A 17,416-nucleotide genomic window follows, 5' to 3' on the forward strand; every position below is an offset into this window, starting at 1 on the left:
TTTCTAGACCGTGAGCAGCGCCTGAAGCGGGGCGCCGTCCAGGGCCGGCTCCAGGCGGGTGCGGCCGCCGAGGAAGCCGAGCTCCATCAGGACCGCGAGGCCCGCGACCTCGGCGCCCGCCCGGCGGATCAGCTGGATCGAGGCCTCGGCCGTGCCGCCGGTGGCGAGGACGTCGTCGACGATGAGGATGCGGTCCTCACCGGTCAGGTCCTCCGCGTGCACCTCGATCTCCGCCGAGCCGTACTCCAGGTCGTACGCCTGACTGAGGGTGGCTCCGGGGAGCTTGCCCGCCTTGCGTACGGGGATGAAGCCGAGGCCCGCGCGGACGGCGACCGGGGCGCCGAGGATGAAGCCGCGGGCCTCCAGGCCGACGATCTTGGTGGCGCCGGTGCGCTCGGCGATCTCGGCGAGGGCGTCGGTGAGCGCGGTGAACGCCGACGGGTCGGCCAGGAGCGGCGTGATGTCCTTGAACATCACGCCCGGCTCCGGGTAGTCGGCCACATCACGGATGCGGCTGAGCAGCAGCTCCTTGATGTCCGTCATCGGCGCTTCCCCGAGGGTCGGCCGCGGCCCCGGCTGCGGGACGCCGGCTGGTTGCGCGGGCCGACGACGGCGGGAGCGGCGTCAGCGTCCTCGGGCTCGTCGTCGTACGGCTCGTCGGCGACCTGGCTCTCCAGGGGCTCGCCCTTGGCCGTGGCCTGGGCCCGCTTGGCGAGGACGCGCTTCTTGAGGGCCTTCATCTGCGGCTCGCGCTCCTTGAGGTCGGCGACGAGCGGCGTGGCGATGAAGATCGACGAGTACGCACCGGCCGCGAGGCCGACGAACAGCGACAGCGAGATGTCGTTGAGCATGCCGGCGCCGAGGACACCGCCGCCGATGAACAGCAGGCCCGCCACCGGCAGCAGCGCGACCACCGTGGTGTTGATCGAACGCACCAGGGTGCTGTTGATCGAGCGGTTGGCGACGTCGCTGTAGGTCCAGCGGGTCTGCTTGGTGATGTCCTTCGTCTGCTCCTTGAGGCTGTCGAAGACGACGACCGTGTCGTAGAGCGAGTAACCGAGGATGGTCAGCAGACCGATCACCGTGCCGGGCGTGACCTCGAAGCCGACGAGGGAGTAGATGCCGACGGTGATGGTGATGTCGTGGATCAGGGCGACGAACGCGGCGATCGCCATGCGCCACTCGAAGGCGATCGCCAGATAGATCACGACGAGGACCAGGAAGATGCCGAGGCCCTGCCAGGCCTTGTTGGCGATCTGGTCACCCCAGCTGGGGCCGACCAGCTCCGCGTTGATCCGCTCCGCGTCGAGCTTCAGGTCCTTGGCAAGGACCTCCTTGATCTGGTCGGCTTGGTCGGTGTCGATACCGGCGACCTGGATGCGCAGGGTGCCGTTGCCGAGCTTCTGGACGATCGCGTCGTGGCCGGCGGCCTCTTCCGCGTACTCCTCGGCCTGGGAGACCGACACGCTGGTCTTCGGGGTGTTGAAGACCGCCCCGCCCTGGAACTCGATGCCCATGTTCAGGCCGCGCACCGTCAGGCCGAGGATGGCGGTGATGGTGATCAGGATCGAGACGCCGTACCAGATCTTGCGGTTCTTGACGAAGTCGTAGCCGATCTCGCCACGGTGCAGTCGGGCGCCGAGGTTGCCGAGCTTCGACATCTCTCACGCCTCCTTCGGTTCGACGGGGGCGGGGGCGGAGGGACGGCGGGTGCGGCGCAGCGGCGGCTTGGCACCCAGGCTCTTCGGGTCGAGGCCGGACCAGCGGTGGCCGTTCGCGAAGAACTTCCTGCGGGCGAGGAGGGTCATCAGGGGCTTGGTGAAGAGGAACACGACGACCACGTCGAGCAGGGTGGTCAGGCCGAGCGTGAAGGCGAAGCCCTGGACCTTGCCGACGCTGACGATGAACAGCACCGCCGCGGCGAGGAACGACACGAAGTCGGAGACCAGGATGGTGCGCCGGGCGCGCGGCCAGGCCCGCTCGACGGCGGGGCGCAGCGAACGGCCTTCGCGAATCTCGTCCCGGATGCGTTCGAAGTACACGATGAACGAGTCCGCCGTGATGCCGATCGCGACGATGGCGCCACACACCGCCGGCAGGTTCAGCGCGAATCCGATGGCCGGGCCCAGCAGCGACATGATCGTGTAGGTGAGGGCGGCGGAGACCAGCAGCGAGAGGATCGCGACGAACGACAGGCCGCGGTAGTAGACCAGCAGGTAGAGGACGACCAGGGCGAGTCCGATCGCGCCGGCGATCAGACCGGCCTCGAGCTGCTCACCGCCGAGGGCGGGGCTCACCGTGGTGACGCTCGCCTCCCGGAAGGAGAGCGGGAGCGCGCCGTAGGACAGCATGTTGGCGAGGCTCTGGGCGGACTCCTGGGTGAAGTTACCGGAGATCTCCGCGTTGCCGCCGGTCAGGGCCTGGCTGACGTAGGGGTCGGAGACGACCTCGCCGTCCAGGACGATGGCGAACTGGTTCTGCGGGGACGGGTTCTGCGCCAGCTTGCCGGTGATGTCCGCGAACTTCTTGGAGCCCTTGTCCGTGAAGTCCATCTGGACGGTCCAGCCCGCGCCGGTCTGCGTGTCGATGATGGCCTGGGCCTTCTTCACGTCCGTGCCGTCGACCGCGGCGGGACCGAGGATGTACTTCTGCCACTGTCCCTGGGAGTTCTGGCCGCAGGCCACGGTGGAGTCGGTCGGCCTGGCGCCGTCACCGGCCTTGGCGCGGACGGCTTCCTTGGTGCAGTCGAGCGCGGCGTACTCCGCCTGGAGCTTGCTGTCCGCGTCACCGGTGGTGCCACCGGTCGCGGACGGGGACGGGCTCGCCTTCGCGCCGGGCGAGGCGCTCGCGGACGGGGTGGCGTCCGCCTTCAGGGCGTCGGTGACCGCGCGGCCCTGTGTGGTGGCGCTCGCCGAGGGGCTGGCGGAGCCGGCTGCGGACGGGGAGGCCGTGTCCGTGGCCTTGTCCTTGTCGGTGGCGCCCTTCGTGGGGCTGCCGGAGGCGCTCGGCGTGGGAGTGGGCGTGCCGGCGGCGCCGGAGATCTCGGTGGCGATGACCGGACGGAAGTAGAGCTTGGCGGTGGTGCCGACCTGGTCCCGGGCCTGCTGGGAGTTGGTGCCCTTGGGGATGTTGACGATGATGTTGCGATCGCCCTGGGTCTGGACCTCGGCCTCCTGCACGCCAAGACCGTTGACGCGGCGCTCCATGATCGAGACCGCGGTGTCCATGTTGGTCTTGTTGATCGCGTTGGGCTGACCGGGCTCGTTCCTCGCCTCCAGCGTGATGCTCGTCCCGCCGGCGAGGTCGATGCCGAGACGCGGAGTGGTGTGCCCGGAGGCGAACATCCCTCCGGTGAGCGCCGCGATGGCGATCAGAATCAGGGCCAGCGAGCGCCCTGGCTTGCTCTGGGCGCTCGCGCTCCGGCCCTTTTTAGGTGCTGCCACCTTCTCGTACTCCCTCTCGGGCCGCCTCGCGCCGGGTCTTCGGGCGGGCGGCCATGACATGGTGTCGGGATCCCCGGCGAGCAGGGCATGCCCCGGGGCGCGCAGGTCTGGCCCGCGCGCCCCGGGACTCCACTACTTCGCCTCGGAGTCGCCGTCGGTCTTCTTCGGCTGTGCGTCCGTCTTCGCCTCGTCGGCCACGGCCTCGTCGGCCGGCTCGTCGGCCACGTCCTTCTTGCCGAGGTCGACGGACTTGTCGTCGGAGGCGGCGGCAGCGTCGGCGGCGTGCTCGTCGGTCTCGGTGAGGGAGGAGGCGTCGTCCGGAACGACGTCGGCGTCCGCCTTCAGGTCGTGCTCGATGCCGTGGACGATGCGGTTGTACTCGTCGTCGGACAGGACGGCGCCGATCGAGTTCTTGGCGAAGAGGAGCTCGACGCCCGGACCGGCGTCGAGGAGGACCGTGTCCTCGTTGACCTCCTTGACCGTGGCGTACATGCCCCCGATGGTGCGGACGCCGGAACCGGGCTGCATCTGGTTCCGCATCTCGATGGCCTGCTGCTGCTTCTTCTTGGCCGACCGGGTCATCAGGAACATGGCCCCGATGAGCACGATGAACGGGAGGAGGGTCACGAGACTCACGGGTCGGTACTTCCTTCACACGACCGCGATGCTGAGCGGCCTGATGGTTGGGGGTTTGTGTGCCGCCGACAAAGGCGGCATCGGCGGAGTCTAAGCGAGTCCGCGCGCATGGAACAACGCTCAGCATGGCACCGGGGTTCCTGCTCCGGCCACTGAGCTCGCCGTCACGGCGCCGACACGAGGCCCTCACGCCCCGAACAGGTCCTGTTGTCCGTTTCCGGTGGCCTGCGAGCGGGGCGGGGTGAGGCCGAGATGCGCCCATGCGGCGGGTGTGGCGACCCGGCCGCGCGGGGTGCGGGCGAGCAGGCCCTCCCGTACGAGGAAGGGTTCGGCGACCTCCTCCACGGTCTCACGCTCCTCCCCCACCGCGACGGCGAGCGTGGACAGGCCGACGGGTCCGCCGCCGAACAGCTTGAGCAGGGCCTGAAGCACGGCCCGGTCGAGGCGGTCGAGGCCGCGGGCGTCGACCTCGTAGACCGCCAGGGCCGCTTCGGCGATCTCCTTCGTGATCACTCCGTCGGCCTTGACCTGGGCGTAGTCGCGTACCCGGCGCAGCAGACGGTTGGCGATGCGGGGGGTGCCGCGGGAGCGGCCGGCGATCTCGGCGGCGCCGTCCGGCTCGATCTCGACGTCGAGGAGGCTCGCCGAGCGGTGGATGACGCGCTCCAGTTCGGCCGGTTCGTAGAACTCCATGTGGGCGGTGAAGCCGAAGCGGTCGCGCAGCGGGGGCGGCAGCAGGCCCGCGCGGGTGGTCGCGCCGACGAGGGTGAAGGGCGGCAGCTCCAGCGGGATCGCCGTGGCGCCCGGTCCCTTGCCGACGATGACGTCGACGCGGAAGTCCTCCATCGCCATGTACAGCATCTCCTCGGCGGGCCGGGACATGCGGTGGATCTCGTCGAGGAAGAGGACCTCGCCCTCCTGGAGGGAGGACAGGATCGCCGCGAGGTCGCCGGCGTGCTGGATGGCGGGGCCGGAGGTGATGCGGATGGGGGCGCCCATCTCGGCCGCGATGATCATCGACAGGGTGGTCTTGCCGAGGCCGGGGGCGCCGGAGAGCAGCACGTGGTCGGCGGTGGCGCCACGCGCGCGTGCGGCGCGCAGCACGAGGTCGAGCTGCTCGCGGACCTTCTCCTGGCCGATGAACTCGTCCAGGTCCTTGGGGCGCAGGGCGGCCTCGACGGCCTGGTCCTCGCGGTCGGCGACAGAGCCCACCAGCCGCTCGGAGGCGGCGGTGTCGGTCGTGTCGTCCCAGTTCATGTGGTGTGCCTCGGTTTTCCGTATGGCTATCGGGCGCGGTTCAGCGTCTGGAGGGCCGCCTTCAGCAGCTGGCCGACCTGCGGGGTGCCCCCGGCGGCCTCGGCCTGCGGGGCGACGGCGGCGACGGCCTCGTCGGCCTCGCGGGTCGCGTACCCGAGGCCGATCAGGGCTGCGTGCAGCTGGTCGCGCCAGCCGGTGCTGACGGGAGCACCGACGGCGGGGGCACCGAGAGGTTCGCCCAGGCGGTCCTTCAGTTCCAGGAGGAGTTTCTGGGCGCCCTTCTTGCCGATGCCGGGGACGGCGGTGAGGGCCTTCTCGTCGCCGGTCGACACGGCGCGCCGCAGGGCGTCGGGGCTGTGCACCGCGAGCATGGCCTGTGCCAGGCGGGGGCCGACACCGCTGGCCGTCTGGAGCAGCTCGAAGGTCTGCCGTTCGTCGTCGTCCGCGAAGCCGTACAGGGTGAGGGAGTCCTCGCGGACGACGAGGGACGTGTGGAGCTTGGCGGGCTGGCCGATCCGGAGCGTGGACAGCGTGTTCGGGGTGCACTGGACGGCCATGCCGACACCGCCGACCTCGACCACCGCGGCGTCGGGAGCGAGTGCGGCGACCGTGCCGCTGACGAAGGCGATCATGCCGTACGGCCTTTCGATGCGTGCGGGGCTTGCGCCGTGCGCGGGGTTTTCGATGTGTGCAGGGCGACGGCCTGCTGGAGCCGGTTCTGCGCGGGGGCGCGCCAGATGTGGCAGATGGCGAGCGCGAGGGCGTCGGCGGCGTCGGCGGGCTTCGGCGGCGCGCCGAGCCGCAGCAGACGCGTGACCATGGCGCCGACCTGTGCCTTCTCCGCGCGGCCGGAGCCGGTGACGGCGGCCTTGACCTCGCTGGGGGTGTGCAGGGCGACGGGGATGCCGCGGCGGGCGGCGCACAGCATGGCGACGGCGCTGGCCTGGGCCGTGCCCATGACGGTCCGTACGTTGTGCTGGCTGAACACCCGCTCCACGGCGACGTGTTCGGGCCGGTGCTCGTCCAGCCACTCTTCGATGCCCTGCTCGATGGCGACGAGACGGTGGCCCAGCTCGGCGTCCACCGGCGTGCGGACGACGCCGACGCCCAGCAACGTCAGCGGCCGCCCCGCGACTCCCTCGACGACGCCGATACCGCATCGCGTCAGTCCCGGGTCCACCCCCAGTACGCGCACGGCCCCTCCCTTCGATCGCCTGTTTGTGCAGGCTATCGGGTGCCACCGACAACGCGACGGGCCGACGGGGTGTGTCCCGTCGGCCCGTTGAGCCTGTGGAGCCCGCGGCGGCGTTACGCGCCGACCTTCTCCATGATCTCGTCGCTGACGTCGAAGTTGGCGAAGACGTTCTGCACGTCGTCGCTGTCCTCGAGCGCGTCGATCAGCTTGAAGATCTTCTTGGCGCCCTCCTCGTCCAGCTCGACCTGCATGGTCGGGACGAAGTTGGCGTCGGCGGAGTCGTAGTCGATGCCGGCCTCCTGCAGGGCGGTGCGGACCGCGACCAGGTCGGTGGCCTCGCTGATGACCTCGAAGGTCTCCCCGAGGTCGTTGACCTCCTCGGCGCCCGCGTCCAGCACGGCGGCCAGCACGTCGTCCTCGGTCAGCTCGCCCTTGGGGACGATCACGACGCCCTTGCGGTTGAACAGGTACGACACCGAACCCGGGTCGGCCATGGAGCCGCCGTTGCGGGTCATGGCGACGCGGACCTCGGAGGCGGCGCGGTTGCGGTTGTCGGTGAGGCACTCGATGAGCACGGCCACGCCGTTCGGGCCGTAGCCCTCGTACATGATCGTCTCGTAGTCGGCGCCGCCGGCCTCCAGGCCCGCGCCGCGCTTGACCGCGGAGTCGATGTTCTTGTTGGGGACCGACGACTTCTTGGCCTTCTGGATGGCGTCGTACAGCGTCGGGTTGCCGTCGGGGTCGGGACCGCCCATGCGGGCCGCGACCTCGATGTTCTTGATCAGCTTCGCGAAGAGCTTGCCGCGCTTGGCATCGATGACGGCCTTCTTGTGCTTCGTCGTGGCCCATTTAGAGTGGCCGGACATCTGCCTGTCTCCTTCGCGTTACCCAACTCTCTACGAACGCCTGAGATCCTACAAGGACTCCGCTGTCCGGTCGGCGCGCACCATGTCGACGAACAGGGAGTGCACGCGGTGGTCGCCGGTCAGCTCCGGGTGGAACGACGTGGCCAGCGCGTTGCCCTGGCGGACCGCGACGATGTGGCCGTCGTGCTCGGCGAGCACCTCGGTCTCGGCACCGACGGACTCCACCCAGGGGGCGCGGATGAAGACGCCCTCCACAGGATCGCCTTCGACGCCCTTGACGTCGACCGCCGCTTCGAAGGACTCGTTCTGCCGTCCGAAGGCGTTGCGGCGCACGATCATGTCGATGCCGCCGATGGTCTCCTGGCCCGAGCGCGGGTCGAGGATCTTGTCGGCGAGCATGATCATGCCGGCGCAGGTGCCGTAGACGGGCATGCCGGCACGCACGCGCGTGCGGAGCGGTTCCATCAGGCCGAACAGGACGGCCAGCTTGGAGATGGTGGTGGACTCGCCGCCGGGGAGGACCAGACCGTCGACCTCGGCGAGCTCTTCGGGGCGCCGCACCGGCCTGGCCACGGCGTCGGCCGCGGCCAGGGCGATGAGGTGCTCCCGTACGTCGCCCTGGAGGGCCAGGACGCCTATGACAGGAGTGTTCATGGGGTCAGCACCAGGTGTGATCACCAGCCGCGGGTGGCGTAGCGCTCGGACTCGGGGAGGGTGTCGCAGTTGATGCCGACCATGGCCTCGCCGAGGTTGCGGGACGCGTCCGCGATGATCTTCGGGTCGTCGTAGAACGTGGTGGCCTTCACGATGGCGGCGGCGCGCTTGGCCGGGTCGCCGGACTTGAAGATGCCGGAGCCGACGAAGACGCCCTCGGCGCCGAGCTGGCGCATCAGGGCCGCGTCGGCCGGGGTGGCGACGCCGCCGGCGGAGAAGAGGACCACTGGGAGCTTGCCGAGCTCGGCGACCTCCTTGACGAGCTCGTACGGGGCGCGCAGCTCCTTGGCGGCGGCGTACAGCTCGTGGTTGTCCAGGCCGCGCAGGCGGGCGATGTCGTTCTTGATCTGGCGCAGGTGGCGCACGGCCTCGACGACGTTGCCGGTGCCGGCCTCGCCCTTGGAGCGGATCATCGCGGCGCCCTCGGCGATGCGGCGCAGGGCCTCGCCCAGGTTGGTGGCGCCGCAGACGAACGGCGTGGTGAAGGCCCACTTGTCGGAGTGGTTGACCTCGTCGGCCGGGGTGAGGACCTCGGACTCGTCGATGTAGTCGACGCCGAGGGACTGCAGCACCTGGGCCTCGACGAAGTGGCCGATGCGGGACTTGGCCATGACCGGGATGGAGACGGCGTCGATGATGCCCTCGATCATGTCCGGGTCGGACATGCGGGCCACGCCGCCGTCCTTGCGGATGTCGGCCGGGACCCGCTCGAGGGCCATGACGGCGACGGCGCCCGCGTCCTCGGCGATCTTCGCCTGCTCCGGGGTGACGACGTCCATGATCACGCCGCCCTTGAGCTGCTCCGCCATGCCGCGCTTCACGCGGGCGGTGCCGGTCTCGGGAGCCTGGTTCTCGGTGATGGACACGGGTTGACCTCACTGAAGTGAAAGAGGGTTTTCTGCAGCACCGAGGAAACGTGAGTGGACCAGGCCACAGCAAGGGCCAATGGGAAGCCGGTGGATCCTTTTTTTCCGGATCCTCTGTGGATCACGGGAAAGCCGCAGCTAGGCGGACCGGTCCACCAGGGCTGCCGGGGGCTCGTCGTCCATCTCGAAGGCCAGCGGGAACGGCGCGTGGCCGGCCAGCCGGAACCAGCGCACCTTGCGGTGCCGGCGCAGCGCCCGGGCCGCGCGTACGGCGTCGTTGTGGAAGCGCCGGGCCATGGGCACCCTGCGAACTGCCTCGGTCAGTTCCCGGGCCGCCTCCTCGCCCCCGGGCGCCTGCCGTACGGCCTCCACCTGCGGCGCCTCCGCGAACACGGCCCGCAGGGCCTGGCTCAGCTCGCTCTCGGCGACCTCCCGCTGCTCCTCCTCGGCCTGCCGGGCGGCGTGCGCGGCCTCGTAGAGCACGATCGAGGCGGCCGGGTCGAGCACCCCTGAGGTGGCCAGTTCCTGGGCGACCGAGGCCCGGCGCAGCAGTTGGGCGTCGAGCGCGGCGCGCGCGGCGTCGATGCGGGCGTGCAGCCGGTCCAGCCGTCCCGCCGTCCAGCTCAGGTACAGGCCGATCGCCACGAGGGCGACGAGGATCCAGATGAGGGTTGCGGTCACGGGCGGCAAGACTAACGGGACCGCACCGGGCCCCTCAGATCAGTGGTCGGATCGGCCCCTGAGATCAGTGGTCGGATCCGCCTTGCGGCCAGTGGTCGGATCGGATCCGCCTTGCGGCCAGTGGGGCCGGCTCCGCCCTGCGATCTATGGCCGACTCGGCCCCGCGCTCCATGGTCAGTCCCGCGCCAGCCCGAACCGCGCCCACAGTCCCGTCGTCCGCTCGTCCGCGGCCACCGCCGCCGCTCCGGCCGTCACCGTCTCGTAGACGGACAGGATGTCGGCGCCGACGGTCGACCAGTCGAACCGCCGTACGTGGGCGCTGCCCCGTTTGCGCAGCTCCGCCCGCCGCGCCGGGTCCTCCAGCAACCGCACGGCCGCCTCGGCGAGCGCGTCCGCGTCCTCGTTGGGGAACAGCTGCCCGGCCGCCCCCCGGTCGAGGACCTGGGCGAAGGCGTCCAGGTCGGAGGCGAGGACGGGGGCGCCGGCGGACATGGCCTCCACCAGGATGATCCCGAAGCTCTCACCGCCGGTGTTGGGGGCGACGTACAGGTCGACGCTGCGCAAGAGACCGGCCTTGTCCTGGTCGCTGATCATGCCGAGGAACTCGACGCGGGAACGCAGTTCCTTCGGCAGACTCTCCACGGCCTCCTCCTCGTCGCCGCGCCCGGCGACCAGCAGCCGGGTCTGCGGGCGCGCGGCGAGGATCTTCGGCAGGGCCTTCATCAGGACGGGCAGGCCCTTGCGGGGCTCGTCGATGCGTCCGATGAAGCCGATGGTGTCGCCCTGCCACTCGGGCCTGGGTTCGGCGTTGGCGAAGAAGTCGACGTCGACGCCGTTCGGGATGACCACCGCGTCGCCGCCCAGGTGCTCGACGAGGGTGCGGCGGGCGTACTCGCTCACCGCGATCCGCGCGCTGATCTTCTCCAGGGCGGCCTGGAGGATCGCGTACGCGGCGATCATGGCCCGCGAGCGCGGGTTGGACGTGTGGAAGGTGGCGACGATCGGGCCCTGGGCCGCCCAGCAGGTCAGCAGGCCCAGCGAGGGCGAGGTCGGCTCGTGGATGTGGATCACGTCGAACGCGCCGTCGTGCAGCCAGCGGCGCACGCGGGCGGCGCTGAGGAAGCCGAAGTTGAGGCGGGCCACCGAGCCGTTGTACGGCACCGGCACGGCGCGGCCGGCCGAGACGACGTACGGCGGCAGCGGGGTGTCGTCGTCGGCGGGGGCCAGGACGGACACCTCGTGGCCGAGCCGGATGAAGTACTCGGCGAGGTCGCGGATGTGGAACTGGACGCCGCCCGGTACGTCCCAGGAGTACGGGCAGACGATGCCGATTCTCACGCGGTCCCCTTCTCGGCAGACGTCGCGGGATCGAGGTCCTTGAGCCACAAGCGCTGCAGCATGTGCCAGTCCTCCGGATGGTCGGCGATCCCCGTGGCGAAGGCGTCGGCCAGCGCCTGTGTCATGACAGACGTCTTCTCGGCGCGGGTACCTGACCCGGGTACCTCGATCGGCGGGTGGACGCGGCCCCGCATGACGGGCGTCTCGTCGTACCAGAGGGTGACGGGCAGCAGCAGGGCGCCCGTCTGCTGGGCGAGGAGGGCGGGTCCGGCGGGCATCCGGGCGGTCTCGCCGAAGAACTCGACCTCGATGCCGGAGGCGGACAGGTCGCGGTCGGCGACCAGGCAGACCAGGCCGCCGTTGCGCAGCCGCCTGGCCAGGATGCCGAAGGCGGCGCCGCCGCTGTGCGGCAGGACCTCCATGCCGAGGCCCTCGCGGTAGGCGACGAACCGGTCGTACAGCGTCTCGGGCTTCAGGCGCTCGGCGACCGTCGTGAACGGGATGCCGAGGTGGGTGGTGGCCCAGGCGCCGGCGAGGTCCCAGTTGGCCAGGTGCGGCAGGGCGAGGACGACGCCCTTGCCGGCGGCGAGGCCCTCGGTCAGGTAGTGCAGGCCCTGCACGTCGACGCCCGCCCTGATGCGCTCGGCGCTCCAGGCGGGCAGCCGGAAGGACTCCATCCAGTAGCGCAGGTACGACCGCATGCCCGCGCGCGAGAGCTCGGCGAGCCGCTCGGGGCTCGCATCGGGCACCACGCGCGCGTAGTTGCTCTCCAGCCGCCGCACGCCTTTGCCGCGCTGTTTCCAGGCGAGGTCGGCGATGGTCCGCCCGAGCCGTACGGCGACCGGCTCGGGGAGTTTCTTGACGGTGCTCCAGCCGAGGCCGTACAGCGCGTCGGTCAGACGGTCCTGGGCGCTCACTTGGCCGCCTCGCTCCCCCGGCTCTCCTGCTGCGCGGCGGCCGCGTCCTCCGCCTCGGCGGACTCGCGGCGGACGGTGACGACCCGCTGGATCAGCGTGACGAGGCTGCCGACGGCGACGATCCACAGGGCGATGGGCAGCAGCACGTGGATGCCGGGCACGCCGAATGTCTCGAAGCCCGCCAGACCAGCCGCGACCAGCGAGATCACCAGCCGCTCGGCCCGCTCGACGAGCCCGTTGACCGCGACCGGCAGGCCGATCGACTCGCCACGAGCCTTGGTGTACGACACCACCTGGCCGCTGGCCAGGCAGAAGATCGACACGGCGCACAGGATGTTGTCGTTCCCGCCGCCCGCGTACCACAGGGCGAAGCCGCCGAAGATCGCGCCGTCGGCGACCCGGTCGAGCGTGGAGTCCAGGAAGGCGCCCCAGCGGCTGGAGCGGCCGAGCTGGCGGGCCATGTTGCCGTCGACGAGGTCGGAGAAGACGAACAGCGTGATCACGACCGTGCCCCAGAAGAACTCGCCCCGGGGGTAGAAGACCAGTGCGCCCGCGACCACACCGGCGGTGCCGATGAGCGTGACCGTGTCGGGGCTGACGCCCCGCCGGATGAGAAACGCGGCGAACGGTGTGAGGACACGCGTGAAGAATGCACGCGCGTACTTGTTCAGCATGGCCTTCCCGAGGGTCGGTGTCGCCGGCTGGCCCCTGCTGACCACCGGCTGGCCCATCGTAGCCACGCGCGCGCGTGGGCGACGGCCGGGCGCCCGCACAGGCGGACGGGGGCGGCCGTCCTGGACCGGTGGGCGGCCGAGCGGGACCGCCGTACGCGATCTGCGGGCAGCGGAACCGGATGGCCGCCCGGTGGGAACCCGGGCGCCCGGTGCGGCCGATGTCGCGCGGCTACAGGCAGTCCCGCCGGGGCTGGTCGGCCGGATCCACGCGGCCGGCCACAGTCGCCATCAGGGGGCCGCGAGCAGGCCACCAGAGCCGACGGACGCCCTGAACGCGCGAGCGGCCCCTCATGGCCCCTCCCAACCCGCGACCGGCCCTACCAGGGCACACAGAGCGCCATCCGGATCCCCGCGAGCGCCCCACCAAAACACAACCGCCGTCCGGATCCCGCGACCGCCGCACCAAAACACAACCGCCATCCGGATCCCGCGACCGCCGCACCGGCCTCACCGTCAGGTGCCAGTCGGCGTCCGGCGGGGCCGTCGACAGCGCCCGTCGGGCGTGATGACGTCGTTCGTATGGACGCACCGTGACGGGAGTGGAAAGCTCGAATCAACCGCGGGCGTCGCCGGAGCCGCCCAGCACGCGGCCCCCGCGTGTCCGCGCCCACAGTGACCTCACCGTGCACGGGAGGCAGGATCATGGGCGACAAGGCACAGAACCACCCCGGAGCCGCCGGCAGGGCGCAGGCGGCCGACCATCCCCAGTCCGTACGGAATGTGGTGCTGGTCGGCCACTCCGGATCGGGCAAGACGACTCTGGTGGAGGCTCTCGCCCTCACGGCGGGAGCGATCAACCGGGCGGGCCGTGTGGAGGACGGCGGCACCGTCTCCGACTACGACGAGATCGAGCACCGGCAGCAACGCTCGGTACAGCTCTCCCTGGTGCCCGTCGAATGGGACGGCATCAAGATCAATCTTCTGGACACCCCCGGATACGCCGACTTCGTCGGTGAACTCAGGGCCGGTCTGCGAGCGGCGGACGCGGCCCTTTTCGTCGTCTCGGCCTCCGACGGCGTGGACGGCTCGACCCGCATGGTGTGGGAGGAGTGCGCGGCCGTCGGCATGCCCCGGGCGATCGTGATCACGCACCTGGAGGCCGCCCGGGCGGACTTCGAGGAGATGACGCGGATCTGCGCCGAGGCGTTCGGCGCGGACGACCCCGACGCCGTACTGCCGCTCTACCTGCCGCTGCACGGCCCGCAGGCACCCGACGGGCACGCGCCCGTGACCGGGCTGATCGGGCTGCTGTCGCAGAAGCTGTACGACTACTCGACCGGCGAGCGCAAGGAGTCCGAGCCCGGCGAGGACCAGCTGCCGCTGATCGAGGAGGCCCGCAACCGGCTGATCGAGGGGATCATCTCGGAGAGCGAGGACGAGACCCTCATGGACCGCTATCTCGGCGGCGAGCAGGTCGACGTCAAGACGCTCATCGAGGACCTGGAGCGAGCCGTCGCGCGTGGGGTGTTCTTCCCTGTCCTGGCCGCCGCCCCCGCGGCTGAGGGCGCCCGCCAGGGGCTCGGTACGGTGGAGCTGCTGGAGCTGATCACCCGGGGCTTCCCGACGCCGCTGGAGCGCGAGCCGATCCGGGTGACCACGCCCGACGGCAGGCCCCGCGAGCTGAAGACGGTCTGCGACCCCGACGCGCCGCTGGTCGCCGAGGTCGTGAAGACCTCATCCGACCCGTACGTCGGCCGGCTCTCGCTGATCCGCGTGTTCTCCGGCACCCTGCGCGCCGACCAGACGGTGCACGTCTCCGGGCACGGCCTGGCCGACCGCGGGCACGAGGACCATGACGTCGACGAGCGGATCGGCACCCTGTCCACACCCTTCGGCAAGCAGCAGCGGCCGGTGTCGCACGTCATCGCGGGCGACCTGGCGTGCGTGGCGAAGCTCAGCCGCGCGGAGACCGGGGACACCCTGTCCGCCAAGGACGATCCGCTGCTCATGGAGCCGTGGGAGATGCCGGACCCGCTGCTGCCGCTCGCCATCCAGGCGCACAGCAAGCCGGACGAGGACAAGCTCTCCCAGGGCCTGGCCCGGCTGGTCGCCGAGGACCCGACGATGCGGCTGGAGCAGAACCAGGACACTCACCAGGTGGTCCTGTGGTGCCTGGGCGAGGCCCACGCGGACGTCGCCCTGGAGCGGCTGCGCAGCCGGTACGGCGTCCAGGTCGACGTCGTCCCGCACAAGGTGTCCCTGCGGGAGACGTTCGCGACCCAGGCCGCCGGGCGCGGCCGGCACGTCAAACAGTCCGGCGGGCACGGGCAGTTCGCCATCTGCGAGATCGAGGTGGAGCCGCTGCCGAACGGCTCGGGCATCGAGTTCGTGGACAAGGTGGTCGGCGGCGCCGTGCCGCGCCAGTTCATCCCGTCGGTCGAGAAGGGCGTAAGGGCCCAGGCCGCCAAGGGAGTTGCCGCCGGTTACCCGCTCGTCGACGTACGGGTCACGCTGCTGGACGGCAAGGCGCACTCGGTGGACTCCTCCGACGCCGCCTTCCAGACGGCCGGTGCGCTGGCGCTGCGGGAGGCCGCGGCCGACGCGAAGATCCACCTGCTGGAGCCGGTGGCCGAGGTGAGCGTGCTCACCGGTGACGACTACGTGGGCGCCGTGATGAGCGACCTGTCCGGGCGGCGCGGCCGGGTGCTCGGCACCGAGCAGGCACCCGGCGGCCGTACGCTGGTCCGCGCCGAGGTGCCCGAGATCGAGATCGGCCGCTACGCCGTGGACCTGCGGTCGTTGTCGCACGGCACCGCGCGCTTCAGCCGCAGGTACGTGCGGCACGAGCCGATGCCGCCACAGATCGCCGAAAGGGTCCGTGAAGAGGCCAAGGGCGCCGCGTAGTTGCCCTGAGGCACCATCCAACTCACCTGTGCGGAACGCATTCCTCCGCGTCGGCGGGCGGCCTGGGCCGTCCGCCGACGAATGTCGGCGTCTGCGGATACGCTGAAGACCTGATCAACGGTGTGAGACCTGATCAACAGGTGTGCAGAGCAGTGAAGTCGGGAAGGCCGCAGGTGCAGGTGCGGCGGCGATGGGGGCGGCAGTGACGGACGGATTCGATTTCAGTCCAGGGGCCCAGGTGCCCCTGTCGGGTTCGGCGGGTCAGACGGCGGCGACCTTCGCGCTGGCCGCGGCGGCGTACCGCGACGACGAAGTGACCAAGATCCTGAACGCCGACAACGAGTGGCACCAGTCGAAGGTCACCCCGCCGCGCTCCTGGGCGAAGATCTTCCGCCCCAGGTTCGGTGAGGCCTTCTCCCGTGCGGTGATCGACCGCATGCTGGGCGCCGGGCGCAAGCCGGTCATCCAGTCCTTCGGCATCGAACCCCAGGTCGTCGTGGAGCACTGCCTGGCGGCCCACCGCATCCGCCGCGACCGCGACAACTGGCTCACGGCCGTGACCGTGCTGTGCGGGGTGCTCTTCCTGCCGGGCTTCCTCGTGTGGCTGATGGTGTTCACGCTGCGCAGCACGATGAGCAAGCGCGAGGACAAACGCGCCGGCGCCCTGGCCACGACCCTGCTGGTCGCCGTGGGCGCGCTCGCGGTGCTCTTCCTGATCCGCATGCCGTTCACGGGCTTCTGGGGGTGGTACGCACGCGCGGCGATCCTCATGCCGGTCGTCGGCTGGTTCTGGGCCAAGCAGATCTGCGAACGCACGGCGCGGGACCTGCGGGAGCGCTGGTCGAGCCTGCTGTCGGGCAACGCGGTGGGCGCCAAGATCCCCGAGGCGGTGCCGGGCAGCCCCGGCGACGCGGCCGAGCAGGTACGCAAGGAGCTGGCCCGGCTCAGCGCCGAGCAGCGGTCCAACGCGGTCTTCTACGCCGGCCCCAAGGGCATACTCGGCATGGGCACGCGGTGGGGCAGCTGGCAGCTGGCCGAGGAACTGGTCTCCGCAGAACCCGGCAAGGACTTCCATCCCTTCCGCAGCTGGGACGTCATCGTCGCGATCCAGGGCGGGCTGGCCATGCTCGAACGCACGCCCATCAACACCGGCGGCTTCCCCAAGCCGTCCATCACGCACTGGGTCGTCACCCCGATCGGGGAGAAGGCCACGGAGGTGTCCCGGCCGAGCGGCACGGACGTGAACGCGTACACGGTCAAGACGCACGCCATACAGGAGATCTGCAACAAGCAGCAGTTCGGCAGCGGGGACCGGCACTACCTCGGCGTGCAGTGGACGCTCTGGGACGGCCACCTGGTGATCACCATGCTGATCACGGTCACGGTGCTGCACGACACCCTGCGCATCGAGGTCACCGGCCACGCCCTGGGCCCGATCAACCCCCTGTTCAACGAGAAGCCCGCGGCCAAGGAGAAGGAGGTGCAAAAGGCTCTCCGGTTCTGGGAGACCCGCAAGGTGAAGCTGCCGCTGATCGACACCGACGAGGTGGTACGGCTGGCCGCGCGCGCTCCGCTGACCTGGTATCCGCCGCTGCTGAACTGGCTCGGCGGCAGCCTGACCCTCCCGGAGCCGTTCGGCCTGCGGCACGCGTGGGCCGACCAGCCCTGGCGGCATCGGTTCATGGCGGACGACGCGTTGCGTGCCGCCGCGCCGGTGCTGCGGGTGGTGCATGCGTCGGCGCTGAAGGTGCTCCGCGAGAACGGGGTGGATGTGGAGAAGTTCGGTTCCAGGTCCTCTGTGCTCAGTGGGGCGGTGCAGGACGTTTCGCCCAAGAAGGCCGACGTGTACGACGCGTAGGCCTCCGGCGGTCGGACCGGATGTGTGCGGGTGCGTCGGGGCGACGGTCCCTGGGGGCCGCGCCTCC

General features: G+C 70.8%; 16 protein-coding genes. 2 read left to right on the forward strand and 14 right to left on the reverse strand.

Annotation, left to right across the window (positions count from 1 at the left end; all coding sequences use genetic code 11):
* Window positions 1–3: 3 nt before the first annotated feature.
* The 14 genes from ACYVMZ_RS10825 to pgsA form a co-directional block, all read right to left on the reverse strand.
* Window positions 4–543 (reverse strand): adenine phosphoribosyltransferase, encoded by a 540-nt coding sequence (locus ACYVMZ_RS10825; RefSeq protein WP_461078090.1) that lies wholly within the window; start codon window positions 541–543, stop codon window positions 4–6.
* The gene (secF, locus tag ACYVMZ_RS10830) at window positions 540–1,661 is read right to left on the reverse strand and encodes a protein translocase subunit SecF (RefSeq protein WP_461078092.1); all 1,122 of its coding nucleotides are present in this window, start codon (window positions 1,659–1,661) and stop codon (window positions 540–542) included. The genes ACYVMZ_RS10825 and secF overlap by 4 nt, the downstream gene beginning before the upstream one ends.
* A 3-nt stretch (window positions 1,662–1,664) precedes the next feature.
* Window positions 1,665–3,443, reverse strand: a complete 1,779-nt coding sequence (secD, locus tag ACYVMZ_RS10835; RefSeq protein WP_461078094.1) for a protein translocase subunit SecD — start codon at window positions 3,441–3,443, stop codon at window positions 1,665–1,667.
* A gap of 132 nt (window positions 3,444–3,575) precedes the next feature.
* Entirely contained in the window at window positions 3,576–4,079 is a 504-nt protein-coding gene (yajC, locus tag ACYVMZ_RS10840; RefSeq protein ID WP_461078096.1) for a preprotein translocase subunit YajC, read from the reverse strand.
* Window positions 4,080–4,265: 186 nt separating this feature from the next.
* Complete coding sequence (gene ruvB / locus ACYVMZ_RS10845; RefSeq protein WP_461078098.1) at window positions 4,266–5,336, reverse strand: Holliday junction branch migration DNA helicase RuvB; 1,071 nt, start codon at window positions 5,334–5,336, stop codon at window positions 4,266–4,268.
* 26 nt (window positions 5,337–5,362) lie between these two features.
* Window positions 5,363–5,968 (reverse strand): Holliday junction branch migration protein RuvA, encoded by a 606-nt coding sequence (gene ruvA / locus ACYVMZ_RS10850; protein ID WP_461078100.1) that lies wholly within the window; start codon window positions 5,966–5,968, stop codon window positions 5,363–5,365.
* On the reverse strand, window positions 5,965–6,531 hold the full coding sequence (ruvC, locus tag ACYVMZ_RS10855) for a crossover junction endodeoxyribonuclease RuvC (RefSeq protein WP_461078102.1): 567 nt from the start codon (window positions 6,529–6,531) through the stop codon (window positions 5,965–5,967). Before ruvC ends, ruvA begins: the two co-directional genes overlap by 4 nt.
* A gap of 113 nt (window positions 6,532–6,644) precedes the next feature.
* Window positions 6,645–7,397, reverse strand: a complete 753-nt coding sequence (locus ACYVMZ_RS10860) for a YebC/PmpR family DNA-binding transcriptional regulator (protein ID WP_461078104.1) — start codon at window positions 7,395–7,397, stop codon at window positions 6,645–6,647.
* Window positions 7,398–7,445: 48 nt separating this feature from the next.
* Entirely contained in the window at window positions 7,446–8,051 is a 606-nt protein-coding gene (pdxT, locus tag ACYVMZ_RS10865) for a pyridoxal 5'-phosphate synthase glutaminase subunit PdxT (RefSeq protein WP_461078106.1), read from the reverse strand.
* 20 nt (window positions 8,052–8,071) lie between these two features.
* Window positions 8,072–8,977 (reverse strand): pyridoxal 5'-phosphate synthase lyase subunit PdxS, encoded by a 906-nt coding sequence (gene pdxS / locus ACYVMZ_RS10870; protein ID WP_461078108.1) that lies wholly within the window; start codon window positions 8,975–8,977, stop codon window positions 8,072–8,074.
* 138 nt (window positions 8,978–9,115) lie between these two features.
* The gene (locus tag ACYVMZ_RS10875) at window positions 9,116–9,658 is read right to left on the reverse strand and encodes a LemA family protein (RefSeq protein WP_461078110.1); all 543 of its coding nucleotides are present in this window, start codon (window positions 9,656–9,658) and stop codon (window positions 9,116–9,118) included.
* Window positions 9,659–9,832: 174 nt separating this feature from the next.
* Window positions 9,833–10,996 carry a glycosyltransferase family 4 protein gene (locus tag ACYVMZ_RS10880; RefSeq protein WP_461078112.1) on the reverse strand — a complete coding sequence of 388 codons (1,164 nt, stop codon included), beginning with the start codon at window positions 10,994–10,996 and terminating at the stop codon, window positions 9,833–9,835.
* On the reverse strand, window positions 10,993–11,913 hold the full coding sequence (locus ACYVMZ_RS10885; protein WP_461078114.1) for a phosphatidylinositol mannoside acyltransferase: 921 nt from the start codon (window positions 11,911–11,913) through the stop codon (window positions 10,993–10,995). The genes ACYVMZ_RS10880 and ACYVMZ_RS10885 overlap by 4 nt, the downstream gene beginning before the upstream one ends.
* Complete coding sequence (pgsA, locus tag ACYVMZ_RS10890) at window positions 11,910–12,644, reverse strand: phosphatidylinositol phosphate synthase (protein WP_461078524.1); 735 nt, start codon at window positions 12,642–12,644, stop codon at window positions 11,910–11,912. Before pgsA ends, ACYVMZ_RS10885 begins: the two co-directional genes overlap by 4 nt.
* Before the next feature lie 645 nt (window positions 12,645–13,289).
* Here pgsA and ACYVMZ_RS10895 point away from each other — a divergent pair.
* Both ACYVMZ_RS10895 and ACYVMZ_RS10900 read left to right on the forward strand, forming a co-directional pair.
* A complete protein-coding gene (locus ACYVMZ_RS10895; protein ID WP_461078116.1) occupies window positions 13,290–15,491 on the forward strand; it encodes an elongation factor G-like protein EF-G2 in 2,202 nt (733 codons plus the stop codon).
* Window positions 15,492–15,681: 190 nt separating this feature from the next.
* A complete protein-coding gene (locus ACYVMZ_RS10900; RefSeq protein ID WP_461078118.1) occupies window positions 15,682–17,349 on the forward strand; it encodes a hypothetical protein in 1,668 nt (555 codons plus the stop codon).
* The last annotated feature ends 67 nt before the right edge of the window (window positions 17,350–17,416 follow it).

The organism is Streptomyces deserti, assembly GCF_054782695.1.